23 protein-coding genes are annotated in these 23618 nt (G+C 72.1%); 10 read left to right on the top strand and 13 right to left on the bottom strand.

Annotation, left to right across the window (positions count from 1 at the left end):
* Nucleotides 1–246: 246 nt before the first annotated feature.
* A complete protein-coding gene (locus ACIA79_RS27765; RefSeq protein WP_399431083.1) occupies nt 247–1020 on the bottom strand; it encodes a hypothetical protein in 774 nt (257 codons plus the stop codon).
* A gap of 288 nt (nt 1021–1308) precedes the next feature.
* Here ACIA79_RS27765 and ACIA79_RS27760 point away from each other — a divergent pair, with 288 nt between their 5' ends.
* Together ACIA79_RS27760 and ACIA79_RS27755 are read left to right on the top strand one after the other, a co-directional pair.
* Nucleotides 1309–2514, top strand: a complete 1206-nt coding sequence (locus ACIA79_RS27760; protein ID WP_399431082.1) for an ABC transporter ATP-binding protein — start codon at nt 1309–1311, stop codon at nt 2512–2514.
* On the top strand, nt 2511–3344 hold the full coding sequence (locus tag ACIA79_RS27755) for an ABC transporter permease subunit (RefSeq protein ID WP_399431081.1): 834 nt from the start codon (nt 2511–2513) through the stop codon (nt 3342–3344). The genes ACIA79_RS27760 and ACIA79_RS27755 overlap by 4 nt, the downstream gene beginning before the upstream one ends.
* A gap of 20 nt (nt 3345–3364) precedes the next feature.
* Here ACIA79_RS27755 and ACIA79_RS27750 read toward each other — a convergent pair whose 3' ends face one another.
* Nucleotides 3365–3700, bottom strand: coding sequence for an ATP/GTP-binding protein (locus ACIA79_RS27750; protein WP_399431080.1), 336 nt, complete (start codon nt 3698–3700; stop codon nt 3365–3367).
* Between the two features lie 166 nt (nt 3701–3866).
* Here ACIA79_RS27750 and ACIA79_RS27745 point away from each other — a divergent pair, with 166 nt between their 5' ends.
* Nucleotides 3867–4901, top strand: a complete 1035-nt coding sequence (locus tag ACIA79_RS27745) for an LLM class flavin-dependent oxidoreductase (RefSeq protein ID WP_399431079.1) — start codon at nt 3867–3869, stop codon at nt 4899–4901.
* A gap of 120 nt (nt 4902–5021) precedes the next feature.
* Here ACIA79_RS27745 and ACIA79_RS27740 read toward each other — a convergent pair whose 3' ends face one another.
* Nucleotides 5022–5414 carry an SCO5389 family protein gene (locus tag ACIA79_RS27740; RefSeq protein WP_031073764.1) on the bottom strand — a complete coding sequence of 131 codons (393 nt, stop codon included), beginning with the start codon at nt 5412–5414 and terminating at the stop codon, nt 5022–5024.
* A 222-nt stretch (nt 5415–5636) separates the two neighbouring features.
* Here ACIA79_RS27740 and nucS point away from each other — a divergent pair, with 222 nt between their 5' ends.
* Nucleotides 5637–6299 carry an endonuclease NucS gene (gene nucS, locus ACIA79_RS27735; RefSeq protein ID WP_399431078.1) on the top strand — a complete coding sequence of 221 codons (663 nt, stop codon included), beginning with the start codon at nt 5637–5639 and terminating at the stop codon, nt 6297–6299.
* A gap of 104 nt (nt 6300–6403) precedes the next feature.
* Here nucS and ACIA79_RS27730 read toward each other — a convergent pair whose 3' ends face one another.
* The 4 genes from ACIA79_RS27730 to ACIA79_RS27715 form a co-directional block, all read right to left on the bottom strand.
* Nucleotides 6404–9166, bottom strand: a complete 2763-nt coding sequence (locus ACIA79_RS27730; protein WP_399431077.1) for an ATP-binding protein — start codon at nt 9164–9166, stop codon at nt 6404–6406.
* Nucleotides 9167–9423: 257 nt separating this feature from the next.
* Nucleotides 9424–9747 carry an STAS domain-containing protein gene (locus ACIA79_RS27725; protein WP_290111518.1) on the bottom strand — a complete coding sequence of 108 codons (324 nt, stop codon included), beginning with the start codon at nt 9745–9747 and terminating at the stop codon, nt 9424–9426.
* A 163-nt stretch (nt 9748–9910) separates the two neighbouring features.
* A complete protein-coding gene (locus ACIA79_RS27720) occupies nt 9911–10759 on the bottom strand; it encodes a 3-hydroxyacyl-CoA dehydrogenase family protein (protein ID WP_391813637.1) in 849 nt (282 codons plus the stop codon).
* A gap of 185 nt (nt 10760–10944) precedes the next feature.
* Nucleotides 10945–11589 (bottom strand): TetR/AcrR family transcriptional regulator, encoded by a 645-nt coding sequence (locus ACIA79_RS27715; RefSeq protein ID WP_399431075.1) that lies wholly within the window; start codon nt 11587–11589, stop codon nt 10945–10947.
* 79 nt (nt 11590–11668) lie between these two features.
* Here ACIA79_RS27715 and ACIA79_RS27710 point away from each other — a divergent pair, with 79 nt between their 5' ends.
* The 3 genes from ACIA79_RS27710 to ACIA79_RS27700 are packed head-to-tail and all read left to right on the top strand — an operon-like array spanning nt 11669 to nt 13796.
* Nucleotides 11669–12451, top strand: a complete 783-nt coding sequence (locus tag ACIA79_RS27710; protein WP_399431073.1) for an ABC transporter ATP-binding protein — start codon at nt 11669–11671, stop codon at nt 12449–12451.
* 9 nt (nt 12452–12460) lie between these two features.
* A complete protein-coding gene (locus ACIA79_RS27705; RefSeq protein WP_399431072.1) occupies nt 12461–13210 on the top strand; it encodes an ABC transporter permease in 750 nt (249 codons plus the stop codon).
* Between the two features lie 13 nt (nt 13211–13223).
* Complete coding sequence (locus ACIA79_RS27700; protein ID WP_399431071.1) at nt 13224–13796, top strand: cob(I)yrinic acid a,c-diamide adenosyltransferase; 573 nt, start codon at nt 13224–13226, stop codon at nt 13794–13796.
* 82 nt (nt 13797–13878) lie between these two features.
* Here the strand turns inward: ACIA79_RS27700 and ACIA79_RS27695 are convergent, their stop codons facing one another.
* Entirely contained in the window at nt 13879–14454 is a 576-nt protein-coding gene (locus ACIA79_RS27695) for a hypothetical protein (RefSeq protein WP_399431070.1), read from the bottom strand.
* A gap of 153 nt (nt 14455–14607) precedes the next feature.
* Here ACIA79_RS27695 and ACIA79_RS27690 point away from each other — a divergent pair, with 153 nt between their 5' ends.
* The 3 genes from ACIA79_RS27690 to ACIA79_RS27680 all read left to right on the top strand — a co-directional run bounded on the left by ACIA79_RS27690 (nt 14608) and on the right by ACIA79_RS27680 (nt 18450).
* The gene (locus ACIA79_RS27690; RefSeq protein ID WP_399431069.1) at nt 14608–15807 is read left to right on the top strand and encodes a sensor histidine kinase; all 1200 of its coding nucleotides are present in this window, start codon (nt 14608–14610) and stop codon (nt 15805–15807) included.
* Entirely contained in the window at nt 15804–16475 is a 672-nt protein-coding gene (locus tag ACIA79_RS27685; RefSeq protein ID WP_399431068.1) for a response regulator, read from the top strand. Before ACIA79_RS27690 ends, ACIA79_RS27685 begins: the two co-directional genes overlap by 4 nt.
* A 205-nt stretch (nt 16476–16680) precedes the next feature.
* Nucleotides 16681–18450 (top strand): glycosyl hydrolase family 18 protein, encoded by a 1770-nt coding sequence (locus tag ACIA79_RS27680; protein WP_399431088.1) that lies wholly within the window; start codon nt 16681–16683, stop codon nt 18448–18450.
* Between the two features lie 70 nt (nt 18451–18520).
* Here the strand turns inward: ACIA79_RS27680 and ACIA79_RS27675 are convergent, their stop codons facing one another.
* From ACIA79_RS27675 to atpA, 5 genes are all read right to left on the bottom strand, one after another.
* Nucleotides 18521–18967, bottom strand: coding sequence for a DUF2550 domain-containing protein (locus ACIA79_RS27675; protein WP_399431067.1), 447 nt, complete (start codon nt 18965–18967; stop codon nt 18521–18523).
* A 141-nt stretch (nt 18968–19108) separates the two neighbouring features.
* Nucleotides 19109–19489, bottom strand: coding sequence for a F0F1 ATP synthase subunit epsilon (locus ACIA79_RS27670; RefSeq protein ID WP_399431066.1), 381 nt, complete (start codon nt 19487–19489; stop codon nt 19109–19111).
* Nucleotides 19490–19597: 108 nt separating this feature from the next.
* Complete coding sequence (gene atpD, locus ACIA79_RS27665; protein ID WP_399431064.1) at nt 19598–21040, bottom strand: F0F1 ATP synthase subunit beta; 1443 nt, start codon at nt 21038–21040, stop codon at nt 19598–19600.
* Entirely contained in the window at nt 21040–21954 is a 915-nt protein-coding gene (locus tag ACIA79_RS27660) for a F0F1 ATP synthase subunit gamma (RefSeq protein WP_399431063.1), read from the bottom strand. The genes atpD and ACIA79_RS27660 overlap by 1 nt, the downstream gene beginning before the upstream one ends.
* A gap of 20 nt (nt 21955–21974) precedes the next feature.
* Nucleotides 21975–23573, bottom strand: coding sequence for a F0F1 ATP synthase subunit alpha (gene atpA / locus ACIA79_RS27655; RefSeq protein WP_399431062.1), 1599 nt, complete (start codon nt 23571–23573; stop codon nt 21975–21977).
* Nucleotides 23574–23618 lie beyond the last annotated feature (45 nt).

The following is a 23618-nucleotide window of genomic DNA, read 5'->3' as shown; positions in this document are numbered from 1 at the left end:
TGGTCGAGTCCCGGGCCCCGGCGGCGGTGGGGGGGTGGGGGCCCCCGGGGGGGGGTGGGGGGGGGGGGGGGGGCCCGGGCGGGGGGGGCCCCCGCGCCGCCCTGGGGTGGTCGGAGCGTGGTGCGCTCTGCGCCGACAAGCGCGCACGTGCCGCCGCTGCCGGTGCTCGACGACTGCACGTCGCCCTGGCCAGCGGTCGCGGACCGCCCCGCGCCGTCCGGCGCGGGGCGTCCTGCCGCCGGGCGGTCAGCCGAGCTTCGCGGCCTGGGCGTCGACGACGGCGGTCGGCAGGGGGTAGTCCTTGCCGCCGGTGGCACCGAGGTTGAGGGAGCTGAAGGAGGCGAGGACGGCTCCCTTGCGCAGGGCGACGGCCTTGAGGGTCAGCTTGGTGCTGCCCTGCTCGACGGCGAGGTTCCAGGCGCCGGCCTCGTCACCGCCCGCGATCCTGGCTTCGGTGATCTTGTTGACCTTCATCTGCTGACCCTTCAGGGTCGCGGTGAAACCGCCGGCACAGTCGGCCGCCGCCTTGCGCAGCGCGGCCAGAGCCTCCTCGGCCCCCTTGCCGTCGTAGGAGGCGAGCCCGATCTGCGTGGTCGTGACGTTGGTCATCGCCGAGAGGTCACCGGATTCGATGGCCTCCTTGTTCTTCTCGCCCGTCTCGGTGGCCCGGCGCGCCGCGGCCGTACCAGCGGGCTCGCCCTGCGGCGCGGTGCCGATCGCACGGGCGACGGGCAGGCACTCGGTCTTGTCGGCGGTGGCCTCGCCGGCGGCGATGCTCTCCGCGGGCCCGGCCTGGCGGACCTGGTGCTGCTTCACGTCGCCCTCGGCCAGGGCCATCTTCTCCAGCTCGGCGGCGGACGGAACCTTGACGTCCGCGGCCTCCGGAGCGGCGGCGGAGGGCTTCGCCTTGTCGCTGCTGTCGCCGCCCTTGTCGGCCGAGCCGCTGCACGCGGTGGCCAGCACGGCCAGGGAGACCGCGGTGGCGGTGACGGCGGTACGGCGGACCAGGGTGCTTCGCATGGCGCAACTTTCCGTAGAGGCCCGCTGCGGGCCCGGCTTGTCGTGGCTGCGCCAACCCTATGGCGCTGTGGAGAGCCGGTGATCACCTGCGGGCAACCTGGGACGGCATCGTGACGGTGACGTGATCACCTTCTCGCACCGGCCGGACAGGTCCGGACGCACCCCGCTCCCCGAGGGGAGCGGGCAGCTTTTACGGCGTGGCCGGAACCGTCAAGCGCTGGATACGCTCTTACCTCCTACGGGGGCCCCTGTGCCCTGCATGACCTGACCTGTCGATGGGGCTGGAGAATGATCGAGGCAGTCGGCCTGACGAAGCGCTACGGCGCCAAGACGGCCGTGTACAACCTTTCCTTCCAGGTGCGGCCCGGGACCGTCACCGGCTTCCTGGGGCCCAACGGCTCCGGGAAGTCGACGACCATGCGCATGATCCTCGGGCTGGACCGGCCCACGTCCGGGCACGTCACCATCGGGGGCCACCCCTTCCGCAGCCTGCCCAACGCGCCGCGGCAGGTCGGCGCGCTGCTCGACGCCAAGGCCGTGCACGGCGGGCGCAGCGCCCGCAGCCACCTGCTCTCGCTGGCCCAGCTCGCGGGGATCCCGGCGCGGCGGGTCGACGAGGTGCTGGGGGTCGTCGGGCTCCAGGACGTCGCCAAGCGGCGCTCCAAGGGCTTCTCGCTCGGCATGGGACAGCGGCTCGGGATAGCGGCCGCGCTGCTCGGCGACCCGCAGGTGCTGCTCTTCGACGAGCCCGTCAACGGTCTGGACCCCGAGGGCATCCTGTGGGTGCGCAACCTGATGAAGGCGCTGGCCGCCGAGGGCCGGACCGTCTTCGTCTCGTCGCACCTGATGAGCGAGATGGCGCTGACCGCGGAGCACCTGATCGTGATCGGGCGCGGGCAGCTCCTCGCCGACATGAGCGTCAAGGACTTCATCTCGGCCAACTCCGCGGACTTCGCGCGGGTGCGCACGCCGCAGACCGAGCCGTCGCTGCGCGAGAAGCTGGTGGGCGTCCTCGCCGAGGCCGGCGGCCAGGTCATGTCGGAGCCGGACGGCGCGCTGCGCGTGACCGGGCTGCCGCTGCCGCGCATCAGCGACCTCGCGCACGACGCGGGCGTACGGCTCTGGGAGCTGTCGCCGCACCAGGCGTCGCTGGAGGAGGCGTACATGCGGCTCACCCAGGGGGCCGTCGACTACCGGTCCACCACGGACCAGCGGTCCGGGCTCATGGAACTGCCGCCGCAGCAGATGATGGGCGGCGGGTACACGCCGCCGGTGATCCCCGAGGTGCCGCAGCAGGGCTGGTACGCCCCGCCGCCGCCCGGGCAGAACCCGTACGCGGCCGGCGCCCCGGCCCCGCAGGCCCCGCACCCCCAGCAGGCACCGGCCGCACCGGCCCAGGCGCCGCACGACGCGCCGCCCGCCCCGGCCCCGCAGCCGCCGGCCGCGCAGCCCCCGGCCTCCCTGACCAAGAGCGACTCCGAGGACGCCCGATGACCACCCCGACCACTCCGCCGGCCCCGGCCCCGGCGCCGTACTCCTACACCTCCCCCATCCCGGCCCGCCGCGCCCACCTCGGGGACGCGCTCGCGTCCGAGTGGACCAAGATCCGGTCCGTGCGGTCCACGATGTGGACGCTCGGCGTGATGATCGCCCTCATGGTCGGCATCGGCCTGCTCTCCGCCGTGGCCGTCGCCGACGCCGACGCGAACCTCGAGGGCCAGTCCGCGCTGGGGCTGGGCTTCTTCGGCGTGCTGCTCGGCTCGATCTGCGTGATCACCCTGGGCGTACTGACCATCTCGTCGGAGTACGGCACGGGCATGATCCGTACGACCCTGACGGCGTGCCCCAGCCGCGCGCGGGTGCTGGCGGCGAAGTCGATCGTCTTCTTCCTGCTCGTCTTCGTGATCACGACCACCGTCGCCGCGGCGGTAGGCATGATGCAGACCGCGCTCGTGGAGTCGGGCACCACGACCGGTGAGGACTGGTTCCGCGCGACCGTCGGGGTCGGCCTGTACGTGGCGACGCTCGGGCTGCTCTCGCTCGCCGTCGGCGCGCTGCTGCGCCACTCGGCCGGCGCGATCACGGTCATGCTCGGTCTCGTCCTGCTGCCGCTGGTCGCCGCGATGTTCATGTTCTCGGAGTCGCTGCGGGACGTGCAGCAGGCGCTGTTCGAGTACTCGATCCCCAGCCAGCTCGCGGTCCTCTACGACAACGCGGTGACCCAGTCCGGCCCGTCCGGCTGGGAGCCGCTGTGGATCATGGCCGGTCTCGCCGGGGCTGCCATGATCGCCGCCTTCTTCGCCCTCGACCAGCGGGACGTGTAGCCGGAAGGGGCGGCCGCTCCCTAATAGCGCGGCGCGTTACGGGACCGCTGCACCCGCGAGGTGCGGCGGTCCTTCGCGTTCCAGCACGCCTTGTGCCAGTGGCGGCGGTCGTCCACGCCGCCGTACGACGACGGCCAGGCCACCACGTGCGCGAGGCCGGAGGGGATCTCCTGGTCGCAGCCCGGGCAGCGGTACCGCTTGCCCACGGCGCTCGCGCCCGCCACGTGCCGCACCGCCCACTCCTCGCCCTGCCAGGACTCAAAGCGCTGGAACCCGCCGTACCGGCCCCCCGCCTCGCCGGCGATGCTCTCGTTCGGCTGGTCGCCGCCACGCGGACGGTTTCGGCGCGGGGACACGGGACACCTCACAGGGGGCAGGCGCGAACAGGGCCCGTCCAGCCTACGGCAGCGGCAGTTAACGGAATATCGGAACAACTTGGGCCCGGACCGTTGCCTTTGGCACCTGCCAGACGTTGTTGCCCGTGAGGGGAGTCGCGTCGGCCGCGCTAGGAGGCATCAGGCGATGCGTGTGGGAACTTTTGTACTGGCCGCCCAATTTCCCGGCCAGGGCCAGGGTGAAACGCTCCACCGGGCGGTGCGTTCCGCCGAGGTGGCCGAGGAGGCCGGGCTGGACTCGGTCTGGCTGGCCGAGCACCACTTCGTGCCGTACGGCGTGTGCCCCTCGGCCGTCACGCTGGCCGCGCTGCTGCTCGGCCGGACCCGCCGCATCAGGGTCGGGACGGCGGTCAGCGTGCTGCCGACCACCCATCCGGTGGCGCTCGGCGAGCAGGCGGCGCTGCTGCACGTGACCTCCGGCGGCCGGTTCACGCTCGGGGTCGGGCGCGGCGGGCCCTGGGTGGACCTGGAGGTCTTCGGCTCCGGCCTCGAGGCGTACGAGCAGCACTTCCCGGAAGCGCTGGACCTGCTGCTGCGCTGGCTGCGCGAACCGCGTGTGTCGGCCGGCGGGCCGCGCCACCGGTTCCGCGAGGTCGCCGTCGTGCCGCGTCCGGACGAGCTGATCGACGGCGATCCCGCCCCGGAGACGATCCTGGCCTGCACCTCCCCCGCGAGCGTGCGGCTGGCCGCCGCGCGCGCCCTGCCGATGCTGCTGGGCATGCACTGCGGCGACGAGGAGAAGGCGGAGATGGTGGCGCTGTGGCGGGCGGAGGCGCACGCCGCCGGACACCCGCCGGAGGTGATCGCCGGCGCCGCCGCCCGGCATGTCTCGGCGGGCGTGGCGCAGATCGCGGACCGCTCGGCGGACGCGGCCCAGGCGCTGCTGAAGGCGATGCCCGGCTGGCTGAAGCAGGGGCTCGGCGCCCATGTGACGATCGACGGCCGGCACCGCGCGATGCGCGACCCGTACGCGTACACGGAGCTGCTGTGCCGGCTGCACCCGGTGGGGACGGCGCACGGGGCGGCGGACCGGCTGGCGGCGACGTCCGAGCGGACCGGCATCACCCGCTTCGCGCTGCTCGTCGAGGGGTCGGGGGACATCGTGGCGACGGAGGAGAACGTACGGCGGCTGGGCGCGGACGTGCTGCCGCTGCTCGGCTGACGGGGCGGAGGCCGTCACCGGCGGCGAGGAGGGCGCGGCCCGCGGGGAATGCCGTCCGCATCGGTGCTGCCGCCCCGGCACCGGCTGCGGCCGGCGGCGATGCGGAGCGGCAGCACGGGCTCAGCAGTCGCGCAGCTCGGGCGACTGGTTCAGCAGCTGGGCCCGTACGGAAGTGAAGCGGGTGTACCGCTCGTCCACCGAGGAGTCCAACGGGAACACCGCGACGCGGTGGCAGTTCTGGAAGGCCAGACGGACCCCGAAGTGCCGCTGGAGCGCACCCCGGATCGCGTCACTCGCGAGCGCACGCAGCAGCTGTCCACGTGCCTGCTCGTCCGGCGGCGGCGTCTGGTTGTCGGCGAACGCACCACCGTCCACCTTCAGCTGTGCCACCAGAGAACTGATCATCTCCCATGCGTAGGGCAGGGAGGTCCGGACGCAGTCGACGAAGTCGGCTTCGTCGACCTCGCCTCGCTCGGCCTGTTCCAACAGCGCCGGTGAGACGTCGAGCGACATGGGTTCTCCTCTCGCGACCCCGGACGGTAGCGGGGTCTTACGGGCAGGGAAGGAGGACGCCCCCGTACGCCACGCAGAGTGCCCGGGCGACAACCTCCCGCTTCCACGGTAAGCGCGCTGTCCGGAGCGCACCAGGAGAATGGGGCCACAACCGGCCATGTACGTAAGGGGGTTTAGGGTCGAATCGCGCGGAAGCGTAGGAGTCGAGTAGCGTTGCCGTCCATGCGTCTCGTCATCGCCCGCTGTTCCGTGGACTACGCGGGCCGGCTCACGGCCCACCTGCCCTCCGCCCCCCGTCTGATCCTGGTCAAGGCAGACGGCAGCGTCTCCATCCACGCTGACGACCGGGCGTACAAACCGCTCAACTGGATGTCCCCGCCGTGCACCCTCAAGGAGGGTGACGACAGCGTCTGGACGGTCGTGAACAAAGCGGGCGAGAAACTGATCATCACGATGGAGGAAATCCTCCATGACTCGTCGCACGAGCTCGGTGTGGACCCCGGCCTCATCAAGGACGGCGTGGAAGCACACCTCCAGGAGCTGCTCGCCGACAGGATCGAGACATTGGGGGACGGTTATTCGCTGATCCGGCGCGAATACCCGACCGCCATCGGGCCGGTGGACATCCTCTGCCGGGACGCGGACGGGGCCACGGTCGCCGTGGAGATCAAGCGGCGCGGCGAGATCGACGGCGTGGAGCAGCTCACCCGCTATCTGGAACTGCTCAACCGCGACCCGCACCTGGCGCCGGTGAGGGGCGTCTTCGCGGCCCAGGAGATCAAGCCGCAGGCGCGGGTGCTGGCGACGGACCGCGGCATCGGCTGCGTGGTGCTGGACTACGACGCGCTGCGCGGCATCGAGGACGACAAGCTGCGCCTGTTCTGAGGCGCCGCACGCACGGACGGACCGGTACGGCCGCGGCCCCGGGGGACGAGACGATCGCCCCCCGGGGCCGCGGTCGTGTGCCGGGCGCGGGCCGCGGCGGTACGTCAGGACACGCTGGGCGAGCCGCCGTCCCCCGTGGTGCCGCCGGTGGTCTCCGTGCCGCCGCTGCTGGTGCCGCCCCCCGCGCCGCCGCCCGTGGTGGTGGTCCCGCCGCTGTCGGTGCCGCCGCTGTCCGTGCCACCGGTCGTGGTGGAGCCGCTGGTCGTCGGCGAGCCCGTGGTGCTGCCGCTCGTGGTCGGCGAGGGCGAGCTGCTGCCGCCGCCCCCGGTGGTGGTCGGCGACGGGGTGCCGCCGGTCCCGCCGGTGCTGGTCGGGGAGGAGCTGCCGCCGCCCGTGCTGGTGGGCGAGGAGCTGCCGCCGGTCGCGGTGGAGCCGCCGCCGGACGGGGTGGTCCCGCCCGTCTGCGTACCGCCGCCCGTCGCCGTTGCCGAGCCGTCACCCGGGTCGGACGGGTCCTGCGCCGAGCCGGTCTCGCCGGGCCGGACCGCGGCGCCGGAGTCCCCGGTGCCACCGGAGCCGCCGGTCGGGCCCGGCCCGCCGGTGGAGCCGCCGTCCGGGCGGCGCGTGGAGTCCTGGGCGGGCTCCTCCGCGTCGAGGCCGCCGTTGCCGTCGTCCTCGCTCACCGACTGGTCCGACGTGACGGGGCCGGAGCCGCCGTCGCCCTCGGCGCCGCCCGAGGTGGCGCCGAGCGTCACGACCGTGCCGAGGACGGCGGCGAGCAGTGCACCCGCGCCCGCCGCGACCAGGTTGCGCCGCGCGCCGGTCAGGATGGTGCGCCGGGCCGTCGGGCGGGCGGCCGCGGCGCCCGCCGGGGCGCCGGCCGTGACACCCGCCGCGGCGGCGGCCGTCAAGCCCGGCTCCGGAGTGTCCTTGCGGGTGGGGAGGGTGGACGGCTCGCGGGACAGGCCCGCCAGTCGCGGCAGCCCGGCGGGGGCGCCCTTCGCGAGTACGCCGCCGGGCGGGGAGGCCGACTCCTCGTGGCGTGCCGCGGGCACTTCCTCGCCCGCGGCCGTACGCCCGCCGAGCAGCGGTCCGCGCTCCCGGTCGGCGACCAGCGCCAGGGCGCGCCGGCCCGCGACCGTGCCGCGCTTGTCGGCGAGCGCGCCGCGCAGGGCGATCGACGCCTCCAGCTCGGCGCGGGCCCGCTCCAGGTTCCCGGCGCACAGCGCGAGGACACCCAACTCGTGGTGGAAGTACGCCTCTTCGGCCACTTCGCCCGAAATGCGGGCGGCTTCCTGGCCGGTGCGCAGCGCCCGCTCCCAGGCGCCCCAGTGCAGTGCGGCGGCGAAGGCGGGCACCGCGCTGCGGGCGAGGAGGACCGCCGCGCTCGCGTGGCCCGGCTCCCCTGCCCCGGAGCCCTGCCCGGCGGGCGGGCCCACGACCAGCGCGGCCATCGCGGCCAGCACGGCGTCCGCCTCGCCGGCCACCCGCTCGGAGGTGACCGAGGGGTGGGCGGCCCACCAGGCGTAGTGCTGGGCGGCGGTGTGCGCGCGGCCGACCGCACCCTCGTCGTATCCGCTCGTGACGAGCTGCGCCGACACCCCGGAGGCGAGCCGGTAGCGCGTGCCGACCGGAGTGAGCAGCCCGCAGCCGAGCAGTTCACCGAGGGCGGCGTCGGCGTGCGTGTCCCCGACGAGCGCCGGCAGGTGCGCCTGGTGCGGGACCTCGCCGCCGAGCGCGATCGCGAAGCGCAGGGTCTCACGGGCCGATTCGGAGAGGCGGGAGGCGAGCAGCGCCGCGGGCGCGGCGCCTTCGGCGAGGCTCGGCAGCGGGACGTCGCGGCCGGCGGCGAACACATCGGCGTCGCCGGACACCTCGTCCGCCGCGTCGTCGTCGCCGGGGACCTCGTCGTCCGCGGGACCGGCGCGCAGTTCGTCGCGCTGGCGCAGCAGGGCGCCGGCCTGGATGAAGCGCAGGGGCAGGCCCTCGGACTCGAACCAGAGGTCGCCCGCCCAGTTCGCCTCGTCGTCGGTGAGCGCCCGGTCGACGGCGCGCTCCAGCAGTTCGAGGACGGAACCGCGGCCCAGCCCGGCGAGGAAGACCTCTTCGAGGTGCGAGTCCGGGGAGGGTGCCGGCACCTCGGGCGTGGCCGCGAGCAGGAACGCGCACTCGGGCGTGGCGTCGAGCAGCTCGTCCAGCGCGGAGCCGCCGAACTCCAGGTCGTCGACGACCACGACGGCGCCGATGCCGTGCACGGCGGCCAGCAGGCCCGCGCGGTCGGGCCGGTGGCCGGGCGCGCGGTACACGGCCGCGAACAGCTCGTGGAGCAGCTCGGTGGGGGTGCGGTGGTGGCCGCTGAGCCGGACGACCCCGTCGGGGGCGAGGTCGGCGCAGTCCGCGGCGACGGCGTCGAGCAGGGCGGTCCGCCCGGAGCCCGACGGGCCGGTCAGCCGGACGGAGCGGCCGCGCGCGAGGAGGCGCACCAGCCGCTCGCGCTCCTCCTGGCGTTCCAGCAGCGTCAGGTGGCGGGCGAGGGGGCCGGGGGGTACGGGCGGGCCGGACGCACGGGCCTGTTCGGTGCGCTCGTCCGCGGTGTGGCGGCCCGGTGGCGCGGGCTGCCGTCCGGGCGGACAGACTTCGATCTCGCTGCCGTCTATCGGGTTGACGGTGAGGAGGAAGTCGCCGGAGACGATCTGGGCGGTGCGGGCGGGGCCGGCGGGCGCGGCCCGTTCACCGGCGCGTTCGACGGCCCGCTCGCGCGGTGCGTCGTCGCGGGCCGGGCGCGCGCGGTGCACGCCGCCGTCGCCGGTGCCGTTGTCATCGTTGTCGTGGCCGTGTTCTTCCGGCCCTCGGTTCATCGGGTTCATGGTCTGTGCCCCCCAAAAGCGGTGCGCGCCGAAGCCCCTCCCGGCCGTTCCGCACGCCGCTGTCGCTTCTGGTCCGGTGCCCGCCGGTGGGTTCGTCATTCGGCAGGCGACCGAACCCTAGACGTTCGCCCAGTATCCAGGAAGCGCCGGGGTGGTGTGCCGCCCAAGACGTCACGGTCTCGTGAGGATTGTGCACCCGGGACGCGCCCGGGCGGCCCGCGGCACCCGTCACCGGCCCTGTGCGGCCGGGACCGGTGTCAGACGCGGGGCAACGTTTCCGCGGCGAGCCCGCCCTCGATGGCGAGGATGCGGTGCAGCCGGGTGGCCACCAGCAGGCGCTGCATCTGGGGCGGTACGCCCCGCAGCACCAGCCGGCGGCCGCAGCGTCCCGCACGCCGGTGAGCGCCCATGATGACCCCGAGCCCGGTGGCGTCCCAGGAGTCGAGGCCGGTCAGGTCGAGCACCAGGTCGCCGGCTCCGTCGTCCACGGCCGAGTGCAGGACCGTACGGGCGTCCGCCGCGCTGCGGACGTCGAGGCGCCCCCCGACGACCAGCTCGGCATGGTCGCCCCTGATGTGCATATGCGCTCCCCGAGAGTGCTGTGGTCGTCACGTCTTTCTATGCAACAACTGACTGCCGGACCGGGCCGGAAGTTGCCGCCTGTAAGCGAACCGATACCGAATTCACCCCGTGGGGTGATGGCGAAACGGTCGGCGGTGGCTGACCGCCCGCTCGGGACGTGGCTCAGTGCTTGTAGAAGCCCTGCCCGCTCTTGCGGCCGATGTCACCCGCGTCCACCATCCGGCGCATCAGCTCCGGCGGCGCGAACTTCTCGTCCTGGGACTCGGTGTAGATGTTGCTGGTGGCGTGGAGCAGGATGTCGACGCCCGTCAGGTCCGCGGTGGCGAGCGGCCCCATCGCGTGGCCGAAGCCGAGCTTGCAGGCGATGTCGATGTCCTCGGCGGACGCGACGCCCGACTCGTACAGCTTGGCCGCCTCGACGACGAGCGCGGAGATGAGCCGGGTGGTGACGAAACCGGCGACGTCACGGTTGACGACGATGCAGGTCTTGCCGACGGACTCGGCGAACTCGCGGGCGGTGGCGAGGGTTTCGTCGCTCGTCTTGTAGCCGCGGACCAGCTCGCACAGCTGCATCATCGGCACGGGCGAGAAGAAGTGGGTGCCGACGACGCGCTCCGGGCGCTCCGTCACGGCCGCGATCTTGGTGATCGGGATGGCGGAGGTGTTGGAGGCGAGGACGGCGTCGTCGCGCACGAGCTTGTCGAGCGTGCGGAAGATCTCGTGCTTGACCTCCAGCTTCTCGAAGACCGCCTCGACGACGATGTCGGCGTCGGCGGCCGCGTCGAGGTCGGTGGTCGTCGTGATCCGGGCGAGCGCGGCCTCCGCGTCGGCGGCGTCGAGCCGGCCCTTGGCGACGAACTTGTCGTACGACGCCTTGATGCCGTCGGTGCCACGGGTCAGGGCCGCGTCGGTGACGTCGCGCAGCACGACCTCCCAGCCCGCCTGGGCCGAGACCTGCGCGATTCCGGACCCCATGAGTCCGGCTCCGATGACGGCGAGCTTCCTGGCCACGATCTACCCCTTAACGCCCCTGCCCCCGACGCCTGACGGCATGGGGGTACGCCCAATTATTCGGCTCTTCGGCGGGAGGTTAGCGCCCGGCGGCGCCGGTGTGGCGGCGAAGAGATGCGCGTCACGTCTCAGATGACGGACATCACACCGGTTCGGGCCACGGGGTGAGACCGGGGCGGGGAGGCTCAGTTGGAGCGGACCGCGTAGGAGAGCACCTTGTCGCCGAGGAGTTCCTCCATCTCGTCGAGGAGGACGAGCGCTTCGCGGGACACCTCGGCGGGGTCGCGGCGCTTGAGCATCTCGGCGGAGATCCACCCCATGAGGGTGGCGTGCAGCCAGTTCAGCTGACCGGCGACCAGGCCGGGCAGCAGGTCGCCCTCCCCCGCGCCGACCTCCTTGCGCACGGTGAGCTCCAGGATATGGAGGCTCTCCTGCTGGATCGCCCAGAGCCGGGAGCGCAGCGATTCCGCCTCGATGATCACCTTCATGAAGTCCGCGTAGCCGTCGAAGAGGCCCACGGTGTGCGAGAGCGTCTCGACCGCCTCCCGCAGTTCCCGCAGGACCGCCTCGGCGGCGGACTCGCCCGCCCGCCGGCCGCGCACCCAGCGGGCGACCCGGTCGACGATCCCCTTGCCCCGGTCGAGGAAGAGGTCTTCCTTGGCGGGGAAGTAGTTGTACACCGTGTTGACGGAGACGTCGGCGGCCCTGGCGATCTCGGCGATCGTCACGGCGTCGAAGCCGCGCTCCAGGAACAGGCCCGTGGCCACATCGGAGATGTGCTGCCGCGTCTGCCGTTTCTTGCGCTCTCTCAGCCCCTCGGTCGCCGTCATGCCCTCATCCTAGCTTCGTTGGGCGCACTGAAAATTTGGTGTCGTTGCAAAATTTAAGTGACTTTGATTTTCTGGGGCCATGGCAATCATCAGCACCGCCGGACTCGCCCACACCTTCCGCGGCCGCAACGGACCGGTCGAAGCCGTACGGGGCATCGACCTCACCGTCGAGGCGGGCGAGATCCTCGGCTTCCTCGGCCCCAACGGCGCCGGCAAGACCACCACCCTGCGCATGCTCACCACGCTGCTCCCGCCCACCGGCGGCGCCGCCACGGTCGCCGGCCACGACCTGGTCGCCGACCCCGCCGGCGTACGGCGGAGGATCGGGTACGTCGCCCAGTCCGGCGGCGTCGACCTCTCCGTCTCCGTACGCGAGGAACTGGTCACCCAGGGCCGGCTCTACCGCCTCTCCGCGGCGCAGGCGGCCGCCCGCGCGGACGAGCTGGCCGAGGAGCTCGGCCTCACCGGACTGCTGGACCGCCCGTGCGCGGCGCTCTCCGGCGGGCAGCGGCGGCGGCTCGACATCGCCATGGGGCTCACCCACCGGCCGGACGTCCTGTTCCTCGACGAGCCGACCACCGGCCTCGACCCCGGCAGCCGCGCCGACCTGTGGCGGCTGGTGCGGCGGCTGCGCGACACGTACGGCACGACCGTCTTCCTCACCACCCACTACCTCGACGAGGCCGACGAGCTGTCCGACCGGCTCGTCGTCGTCGACCGGGGCGCGGTCGTCGCCGAGGGCACACCGGCCGCGCTCAAGGAGCGCCACGCCGGGTCGGCCGACGCGTCGCTCCAGGACACCTTCCTCGCCATCACCGGGCGCGGCCCGGCACCCGCCGACCAGGCCCCCGTGGCCGTCTAGGAGTTCCCCGTGCTGTTCCACGACACCGCGCTGGTCTTCGGGCGGTACGCCCGGCAGACGCTGCGCTCGAAGTTCCAGTTGCTCTTCGGCGTGCTGATGCCGCTGCTGTACCTGCTCTTCTTCGGCCCGCTCCTCACCGGCCTGCCGCTGGGCACGCCTGGCGACTCCTGGCAGGTCCTCGTCCCCGGGCTGCTGCTGCAGCTCGGCCTCTTCGGCGCCTCGTTCGCCGGGTTCGCGATCATCATCGAAAAGCAGATGGGGGTCGTCGAGCGGATGCGGGTCACCCCGGTCGGCCGGCTGGCGCTGCTGCTCGGGCGGGTCCTGCGGGACGCCGCGGTCTTCGTCTTCCAGGCGGTGCTGCTCGTGCTCGCCGCCGTGGCGATGGGGCTGCGGGCGCCGCTGGGCGGGGTCCTGATCGGGTTCGCGTTCGTCGCCGTCCTCACGGTCGCGCTGGCCTCGCTGTCGTACGCGCTGGCGCTGAAGGTGTCCAAGCCGCAGGAGTTCGGGCCCGTCGTCAACGCGGTGAGCATGCCGTCGATGCTGCTGTCCGGACTGATGCTGCCGATGGCCCTGGCCCCCGCCTGGCTCGACGCCCTCTCCCACCTCATGCCGTTCCGCTACCTGGTGGACGCGGTGCGGGCGGGGTACGTGGGCGACTACACGAGCGGCGCGATGCTCTCCGGAGTGCTCGTCGCCGCCGGGTTCGCGGCGCTGTCCGTGACGGTGGGCACACGAGTGTTCCGGAAGGCGGGAGCGTAACTAGGCTGGCCGTATGGTCAATCTGACGCGCATCTACACGCGCACCGGCGACAAGGGCACGACGGCGCTCGGCGACATGAGCCGGACCGCCAAGACGGATCTGCGCATCGCGGCGTACGCCGACGCCAACGAGGCCAACGCCGTCATCGGTACGGCGATCGCGCTGGGCAGCCTCGACGAGGAGGTCGTCAAGGTCCTCGTCCGCGTCCAGAACGACCTCTTCGACGTGGGCGCGGACCTGTCGACGCCGGTCGTGCCGGACCCCGCGTACCCGCCGCTGCGGGTCGAGCAGTCGTACATCGACAAACTGGAGGCGGACTGCGACCGCTTCCTGGAGGACCTGGACAAGTTGCGCTCGTTCATCCTCCCCGGCGGCACCCCGGGCGCCGCGCTGCTGCACCAGGCGTGCACGGTGGTCCGCCGCGCCGAGCGCTCCACGTGGGCCGCGCTGGAGGTGCACGGCGACACCATGAACGCCCTGACGGCGACGTACCTCAACCGCCTGTCCGACCTGCTGTTCATCCTGGCCCGGACGGCGAACAAGGCGGTCGGCGACGTGCTGTGGGTACCCGGCGGCGAGCGCTGAGCCCTGCGGGGTGCCCTGCCGATCACGCCGGGCTCGCGGCGCCCGGCACCGCACCGATCCAGCCTGATCGGCAGGACACCCGCTAGCGGCGCTCGACCCGCACCGGTTCGCGCTCCCCGTCCGGTGCGGGGGCCTTCCTCGGCCAGATCGCGTACGTGAGGGCGACCAGGCCGTGGATGCCGGCCGCCCGCCACGCGACGCCCATCCAGTTCCGCAGCGACCCGGTGCGGCTGGCGTCGCCCACGTACTCCATCGCGAGCCACAGCAGGGCGGTGGCGACCGCCGCCGCCACCAGGGTGCCCAGCCAGAGCCGGCCCTCGTAGCGGGCGCGGGCCATGCCGTAGCGCGGGGGCGCGGGCGGGCGGGGGGCTCCGGCGAGGCGGTGGGCGGCGTGGCCGTCGAGCCACTTCACGGTGCGGTGGCCGTGGCCGACGGTGTAGCCGATGTACAGCGCGGCCAGGCCGTGCTTCGCACTGGGTTCCGCGCCGTTCCTCAGGTCGACGGCGGTGGCGATCAGCAGCACCACCTCCAGCAGCGGTTCGCACAGCAGGATCGCCGCGCCCGTGCGGGGCATCCTCAGCACGTAGCGGGCGGCCAGGCCCGCGGCGAGCAGGACCCAGAAGCCGACCTCGCAGATGATGATCAGCGCGACGATCACGGCAGTTCTCCCTTCGGCACGCCTTCCAGCATTCCGCCGGCCGGGCGCCGATCCGTCGTCTCCGGTGACGAATCGGTACTGCATCCTTCGATGTAGTCCGCCCTCCGTCCGCGCGGCGAGGCCCGCGGCCGGAGGACCGTGTTGGATGGCCGGGTGAGACTTCCCCGTACGCATCGCGACGACGTGCTGATCGCGGCCGCCGGACTCGCCTGCGGGCTGGTGCTGTGGTCGTTCGGGCTGCACACACAGGGACCGGGCACCGGGCTGCCCGCCGGCCCGGTGGTGCTGATCCCGCTGCTCGCACTGACCGCGGTGGCGCTGGTGCGCCGGACGATGCCGCGCACGGCCCTGCTCGCGGGGACGGCCGCGGTGGTCGCGGACCAGTTCACCCGGGGCAATCTGCTGACGGTCGTGATGTTCGCCGACATCGTGTACGCCGCCGTCGTGTACGGCACGCCCGCCTCGGCCCGCCGCATCCCGGTCACCACCGGACTGATCACCGTCGCGGTGACGCTCGGCTTCCTCGCCTGGTATCGCCGGCCCGAGGCGCTGCTCATCGGGGTCGTCACGGCCCTGATCACCTTCTTCCCGGCGATCACCGGCGCGGTCGTGCGCAACCACCGCGAGGCCGCCGACACAGCCCGGCTGCGGGCGGAGCAGACGGCGCTGCTGGCCGAGATGGACCGCAGGCAGGCGGTCATCGCCGAACGGGCCCGGATGGCCCGCGAGCTGCACGACATGGTGGCCAACCACCTGTCCGCGATCGCCATCCACTCCACCGCGGCGCTGTCGCTGGACGACCCGGACACCTCGCGCGACGCGCTCGGTGTCATCCGGGAGAACAGCGTCGAGGGGCTGGCCGAAATGCGACGCCTCATCGGACTGCTGCGCGACAGCGGCGAGCACGACGAGCCCGCGGCCGCCCCGACCCTCGACGGACTCGACGCCCTGGTGCGCCAGGCGCGCACGAGCGGTGCGGGGAGCGGTCTGACGTTCCGGCTGGCCGACGACCGCGCACCGGACACGGCGCTGCCGGCGCCCGTCGAGCTCGCGGCGTACCGGATCGTGCAGGAGTCGCTCACCAACGCGCTCAAGCACGCCGCTTCCGGCGAGGTCGCCGTCACCCTGAGGTCGGCCGACCATGCGCTCACGGTCGAGGTGACGAGCCCGTACGGCAGCCGGCCGGGGCCGCGGGCGCCGGGGTCGGGCGCCGGCCTGGTGGGGATGCGGGAGCGGATCGCCCTGCTGGGCGGCGTGTTCGAGGCGGGCCCGGCCGAGGAGCGGGGCGCGCGGATCTGGCGGGTACGGGCGGAGCTGCCCGTGACGGAGGACGACAAGGAGCCGTCGGCATGACGAGGATTCCGCACGCGCCGATCCGCGTGCTCGTGGCGGAGGACCAGAGCGCGGTGCGCGCCGGCCTGGTGCTGATCCTGCGCAGCGCCGCGGACATCGAGGTGGTCGGGGAGGCGGGCGACGGCGAGGAGGCGGTGCGGCTCGCCCGGGAGTTGCGGCCCGACCTCGTGCTGATGGACATTCAGATGCCACGGCTCGACGGCGTGTCGGCCACCCGGGAGGTGGTCGGCGAGGCCCTGGCCGACGTGCTCGTGCTGACGACGTTCGACCTGGACGAGTACGTCTTCGGGGCGCTGCGCGCCGGAGCGGCCGGGTTCCTGCTGAAGAACACGGAGGCGAAGGACCTGATCGAGGCGGTGCGGACGGTGGCGCGCGGCGAGGGACTCATCGCCCCCGCGGTGACCCGGCGCCTGATCGCCGAGTTCGCCGCGCCGGCGAGGCCGGTGCGCGGCCGGCGCACGCCCGACCCCGCGGTGCTCGACGTGCTGACGCGGCGGGAGCGCGAGGTGCTGTCCTGTCTGGGCGAGGGGCTGTCGAACGCGGAGATCGCGGTACGGCTGGACATGGCGGAGGCGACGGTGAAGACGCACGTCAGCCGGTTGCTGGGGAAGCTGGAGCTGCGCAGCAGGGTCCAAGCGGCGGTGCTCGCGCAGGAGTTGGGGGTCTGACCGGCGGGCGGCGGCGACCTGGCGGCACCGTCGGCACAATGGTCTGGACCTATTGACGATTGGTCCAGACCTTCCTACTCTCGCGGCACGCAACTGTTCACGGGTCGACCCACCTAGCCCGTCCGCGACTACAGGAGCACCGTTGAGCAGATTCAGAACGAGAGCGGCCGCGGGCGTCACCGCGCTGCTGCTCCCCCTGGCCGCCATGGTCGGCCTCGCCACCCCCGCCCAAGCCGCCACCTCCGCGACCGCCACCTACACCAAGGTCTCGGACTGGGGCTCCGGCTTCGAGGGCAAGTGGACGGTGAAGAACACCGGCACCACCGCCCTCTCCTCCTGGACCGTCGAGTGGGACTTCCCCTCCGGCACGTCGGTCACCTCCGCCTGGGACGCCACCGTCACCAGCAGCGGCACCCACTGGACCGCCAAGAACCTGGGCTGGAACGGGACGCTCGCCCCCGGCGCCTCCGTCTCCTTCGGCTTCAACGGCACCGGGACCGGCTCCCCCGCCGGCTGCAAGCTGAACGGCGGCTCGTGCGACGGCGGCCCCGAGGTCCCCGGGGACGCCCCGCCCTCCGCTCCCGGCACCCCCGCCGCCTCCGACGTCACCGACACCTCGGTGAAGCTCAGCTGGACCGCGGCCACCGACGACAAGGGCGTCAAGAACTACGACGTCCTGCGCGACGGCGCCAAGGTCGCCACCGTGACCGGCCTGACGTTCACCGACACCGGCCTGACCGCCGGCACGGACTACTCGTACGCGGTCCAGGCCCGCGACACCGCCGGCCAGACCGGTGCGGTCAGCGGCTCCCGCGCGGTGCGCACCACCGGCGGCGGCACCGACCCGGGCCCCGGCCCCGGCGCCAAGGTCAACCTCGGGTACTTCACCAACTGGGGCGTCTACGGACGCAACTACCACGTCAAGAACCTGGTGACGTCCGGCTCCGCGTCGAAGATCACGCACATCAACTACGCCTTCGGCAACGTCCAGGGCGGCAAGTGCACGATCGGTGACGCCTACGCCGACTACGACAAGGCGTACACCGCCGACCAGTCCGTCGACGGCAAGGCCGACACCTGGGACCAGCCGCTGCGCGGCAACTTCAACCAGCTGCGCAAGCTCAAGGCCAAGTACCCGCACATCAAGGTGCTGTGGTCGTTCGGCGGCTGGACCTGGTCCGGCGGCTTCCCCGACGCCGTGAAGAACCCGACCGCCTTCGCCCAGTCCTGCTACGACCTGGTCGAGGACCCGCGCTGGGCCGACGTCTTCGACGGCATCGACCTGGACTGGGAGTACCCGAACGCCTGCGGCCTGACCTGCGACACCAGCGGTCCGGCGGCCTTCAGGAACATGATGCAGGCCATGCGGGCGAAGTTCGGCGCGAACAACCTGGTCACCGCCGCCGTCACCGCGGACGCCTCCTCCGGCGGCAAGATCGACGCCGCCGACTACGGCGGCGCCGCGCAGTACCTCGACTGGTACAACGTGATGACCTACGACTTCTTCGGCGCCTGGGCGGCGAAGGGCCCGACGGCCCCGCACTCCCCGCTCACCTCGTACCCCGGCATCCCGCAGGCCGGCTTCAACTCCGCCGAGGCCATCGCCAAGTTCAAGGCCAAGGGCGTCCCCTCCGCCAAGCTGCTCCTCGGCATCGGCTTCTACGGCCGCGGCTGGACCGGCGTGACGCAGAAGGAGCCCGGCGGCACCGCGACGGGCCCGGCGGCCGGCACGTACGAGCAGGGCATCGAGGACTACAAGGTCCTCAAGACGTCCTGCCCGGCCAACGGCACCGTCGCCGGCACGGCCTACGCCCACTGCGGCACCAACTGGTGGAGCTACGACACCCCGGCCACCGTGACCTCCAAGATGGCCTGGGCCAAGAGCCAGGGCCTGGGCGGCGCGTTCTTCTGGGAGTTCAGCGGCGACACCAGCAACGGTGAACTGGTCGGTGCGATCAGCAGCGGCCTGAAGTAGCCCCCACGGGAGAACCCCGGTGAACAGCAGGAGCCGCACCCTTCCGGGTGCGGCTCCTCGCTCGTCGTTCCTACGCCACGTTCACCCGCTGGCCGGGCGGCGCCGCCTCCAGCCAGGCCAGGAAGCCGGTGAGCGCGTCCTCGCTCATCGCCAGCTCCAGCCGCGTGCCGTGGTGCAGACACCCGAGGATCACCGAGTCGGACAGCAGCGCCAGCTCCTCCTCGCCCTCCGGCATCCGGCGCGCCAGCACCTCGATGCCCGAGCGCTCCAGGATCCGGCGCGGCCGGGGCGCGTACGAGAAGACCCGGAACCAGGCGACGCGGTCCCCGCCGTAGCGGGCGACGCCGTACACCCAGCCCTTGCCGGACAGGTCACCGCCCTCCGGCACGTTCCAGCGCAGGCTGCAGTCGAAGGTGCCGCCGGAGCGCTGGATCAGGCGCCGGCGCAGTCCGAACAGGAAGAGCCCGATCACCACCAGGGCGACGACCAGGGCGCTCACAAGCAGAGCGAGGAACATCTCCACCGACCTCCTCGCATCGTCCCGTACCGGGATCCGTTTCGGATCACAACCTGCACCTGCATCGCCTCAGCCGCGGCCCGGTCTGGATGGTTCCAGCCCGGGCCGCGGCTGAGGGCACAACTGTCGGCGCGCGGCGCGTCAGCGTACCGCCGTCGCCACCGCACGCAGCCGGACGTCGGCACGGCGCTCGGCCGCGGCGTCCGAATCCGCCTTCGCGCGCTCCAGCGCACGCTCGGCGCGCTGGGTGTCGATCTCGTCCGCCAGCTCGGCGATCTCCGCGAGCAGCGAGAGCTTGTTGTCCGCGAAGGTGATGAAACCGCCGTGCACGGCGGCGACGACGGTCCCGCCCTCACTCGTACGGATGGTCACCGGGCCAGACTCCAGCACACCGAGCAGCGGCTGGTGGCCGGGCATGACGCCGATGTCGCCGGAGGTGGTGCGCGCGATGACCAGGGTGGCCTCGCCGGACCAGACACTGCGGTCCGCGGCGACCAGCTCGACGTGCAGCTCAGCAGCCAAGGGTGGCTCCTCGGGTCACCACCCGGCCGCCCGGCCGGGTGTTGGGTCAATTCTACGGGGCGTACGGAAGGGGGCGGGACGGACCCGCCCCCTTCATGAGCACGATGCTCAGGAGACGCCCAGCTCCTTGGCGTTCTTCTTCAGGTCCTCGAGACCACCGCACATGAAGAAGGCCTGCTCGGGGAAGTGGTCGTACTCGCCGTCGCAGATCGCGTTGAACGCGGCGATCGACTCGTCGAGCGGCACGTCCGAACCGTCCACGCCGGTGAACTGCTTCGCCGCGTGGGTGTTCTGGGACAGGAAGCGCTCGACACGACGGGCACGGTGGACGACCAGCTTGTCCTCCTCGCCCAGCTCGTCGATACCGAGGATCGCGATGATGTCCTGGAGATCCTTGTACTTCTGCAGGATGCCCTTGACGCGCATGGCGGCCTCGTAGTGGTCCTGCGCGATGTAGCGCGGGTCCAGGATCCGGGACGTCGAGTCCAGCGGGTCCACGGCCGGGTAGATGCCCTTCTCCGAGATCGGACGGGACAGAACCGTCGTCGCGTCGAGGTGGGCGAAGGTGGTGGCCGGGGCCGGGTCGGTCAGGTCGTCCGCGGGGACGTAGATCGCCTGCATCGAGGTGATCGAGTGACCGCGCGTCGAGGTGATGCGCTCCTGCAGCAGACCCATCTCGTCCGCCAGGTTCGGCTGGTAACCCACCGCGGACGGCATACGGCCGAGCAGGGTGGACACCTCGGAGCCGGCCTGGGTGAACCGGAAGATGTTGTCGATGAAGAAGAGCACGTCCTGCTTCTGCACATCGCGGAAGTACTCCGCCATGGTCAGACCGGCGAGGGCGACGCGCAGACGGGTGCCCGGGGGCTCGTCCATCTGGCCGAAGACCAGGGCGGTCTTGTCCAGAACGCCGGACTCCTCCATCTCCGCGATGAGGTCGTTGCCCTCACGGGTGCGCTCGCCGACGCCCGCGAAGACGGAGACGCCTTCGTGGAGGTTGGCGACACGCATGATCATTTCCTGGATCAGCACGGTCTTGCCGACACCGGCACCACCGAACAGACCGATCTTTCCACCCTTGACGTACGGGGTGAGAAGGTCGACGACCTTCAGGCCGGTCTCGAACATCTCGGTCTTGGACTCGAGCTGGTCGAAGGCGGGGGCCTTGCGGTGGATCGGCCAGCGCTCACCGACGTTGGCGTTCTCCTCCGGGACGTTCAGCACCTCACCGAGGGTGTTGAACACCTTGCCCTTGGTGAAGTCGCCGACCGGGACGGAGATGCCCGCGCCCGTGTCGGTCACCGGGGCCTGGCGGACCAGGCCGTCGGTGGGCTGCATGGAGATGGCACGGATGATGCCGTCACCGAGGTGCTGCGCGACCTCGAGCGTCAGCGTCTTCCGCTTGCCCTCCTCGGCCGGGTCGTCGACCTGGACCGTCAGCGCGTTGTAGATCTCCGGCATCGCGTCGACGGGGAACTCCACGTCGACGACCGGGCCGATGACCCGGGCGACGCGGCCCGTGGCGGCGGCCGTCTCAACAGTGGTCGTCATTACTTGTCACTCCCCGCGGTCGCGTCGGCCAGGGCGCTGGCGCCACCGACGATCTCGCTGATTTCCTGGGTGATTTCGGCCTGGCGGGCCGCGTTGGCAAGGCGCGAGAGCGAGTTGATCAGCTCGCCCGCGTTGTCGGTCGCCGACTTCATCGCCCGGCGACGGGCCGCGTGCTCGGAGGCGGCGGCCTGCAGCAGGGCGTTGTAGACCCGGCTCTCGACGTACCGCGGCAGCAGGGCGTCGAGGACGTCCTCCGCCGACGGCTCGAAGTCGAACAGGGGAAGGATCTCGCCCTTACCCGTCTCGTCCGTGCCCTTCTCGAGGCTGAGCGGCAGCATCCGGTTGTCCACCGGCGTCTGCGTCATCATCGACACGAATTCCGTGAAGACGATGTGCAGCTCGTCGACGCCACCCTCGGCGGTGTCCTGCTGGACGGCCTCGATGAGCGGCGCGGCCACCTTCTTGGCGTCCGCGTAGCTCGGGCTGTCGGTGAAGCCGGTCCACGACTCCGTGACCTTCCGCTCACGGAAACCGTAGTAGGCGACACCCTTGCGGCCGACGATGTACGTGTCGACCTCCTTGCCCTCGCCGCGCAGCCGCTCGATGAGCCGGTCGGCCTGCTTGATGGCGTTGGAGGAGTAGCCGCCGGCCAGACCGCGGTCGCTCGTGACGAGCAGGACCGCGGCACGGGTCGGGTTGTCCGCCTCCGTGGTCAGCGGGTGGTTGGTGTTCGATCCGGTCGCCACCGCCGTGACCGCGCGGGTGAGCTCGGTCGCGTACGGCGTGGAGGCCGCCACCTTGCGCTGCGCCTTGACGATGCGCGAGGCGGCGATCATCTCCATCGCCTTGGTGATCTTCTTCGTCGCGGTGACGGACCGGATGCGACGCTTGTAGACCCGGAGCTGCGCTCCCATGAGTCAGGTCCCTTCCGTCGTCACTTCGAGACGTTGACGGCGGCCGGCGCGTCCTCGGCCAGCAGCTTGCCGTCCGACGTCTCGAACTGCTTCTTGAACGCGGTGATGGCGTCCGCGACGGACGAGAGGGTGTCGTCGGACATCTTGCCGCCCTCGCGGATCGACGTCATCAGACCCTTGTGGTCGCGGTGCAGGTAGTCCAGCAGCTCGCGCTCGAAGCGGCGGATGTCGTTGACCGGGACGTCGTCCATCTTGCCCGTGGTACCGGCCCAGACGGAGACGACCTGGTTCTCGGTCGACATCGGCTGGTACTGCGGCTGCTTCAGCAGCTCGACCATGCGCTTACCGCGCTCCAGGGCGGCCTTCGACGCGGCGTCCAGGTCGGAACCGAAGGCGGCGAACGCCTCCAGCTCACGGAACTGGGCGAGGTCCACACGGAGGCGGCCGGAGACCTGCTTCATGGCCTTGTGCTGGGCGGAGCCACCGACGCGGGAGACCGAGATACCGACGTTCAGGGCCGGGCGCTGGCCGGCGTTGAACAGGTCGGACTCCAGGAAGCACTGGCCGTCGGTGATGGAGATGACGTTGGTCGGGATGAACGCCGACACGTCGTTCGCCTTGGTCTCGACGATCGGCAGACCGGTCATCGAACCGGCACCCATCTCGTCGGAGAGCTTGGCGCAGCGCTCCAGCAGACGCGAGTGCAGGTAGAAGACGTCACCCGGGTACGCCTCGCGGCCCGGCGGGCGGCGCAGCAGCAGCGACACGGCGCGGTAGGCGTCGGCCTGCTTCGACAGGTCGTCGAAGACGATGAGGACGTGCTTGCCCTCGTACATCCACTGCTGACCGATGGCGGAGCCGGTGTAGGGCGCCAGGTACTTGAAGCCGGCCGGGTCGGACGCCGGGGCGGCGACGATGGTCGTGTACTCCAGGGCGCCGGCCTCCTCCAGCGCACCGCGCACGGACGCGATGGTGGAGCCCTTCTGGCCGATGGCGACGTAGATGCAGCGGACCTGCTTCTTCGGGTCGCCCGAGCGCCAGTTGTCGCGCTGGTTGATGATCGTGTCGACGGCCAGGGCGGTCTTGCCGGTCTGGCGGTCGCCGATGATCAGCTGACGCTGACCACGGCCGATCGGGGTCATCGCGTCGACGGCCTTGTAGCCGGTCTCCATCGGCTCGTGCACCGACTTGCGCTGCATGACCGTGGGGGCCTGCAGCTCAAGGGCGCGACGGCCGCTGGTCTCGATCTCGCCGAGGCCGTCGATCGGGTTGCCGAGCGGGTCGACGACCCGGCCCAGGTAGCCCTCGCCGACGGCGACGGACAGGACCTCGCCGGTGCGGGTGACCGACTGGCCCTCCTCGATGCCGCTGAACTCACCGAGGACAATGGCACCGATCTCGCGCTCCTCCAGGTTGAGGGCGAGGCCGAGGGTGCCGTCCTCGAACTTCAGCAGCTCGTTCGCCATGGCCGAGGGCAGACCCTCGACCTTCGCGATGCCGTCGCCGGCAAGGCTGACCGTACCGACCTCCTCGCGCGAGGCCGCGTCCGGCTTGTACGACTGGACAAAGTTCTCCAGCGCGTCCCGGATCTCCTCCGGCCGGATCGTGAGCTCCGCCATCTGGGTTCCCTGCTCTCCTTGTTGGGCCCGAAGTTTCTTTGGGGG

Source organism: Streptomyces sp. NPDC051310 (assembly GCF_044455245.1).
Lineage (GTDB): Bacteria > Actinomycetota > Actinomycetes > Streptomycetales > Streptomycetaceae > Streptomyces.
The sequence above is the reverse complement of the archived record's forward strand: the minus strand, read 5'-3'. Positions and strand labels throughout refer to the sequence as shown.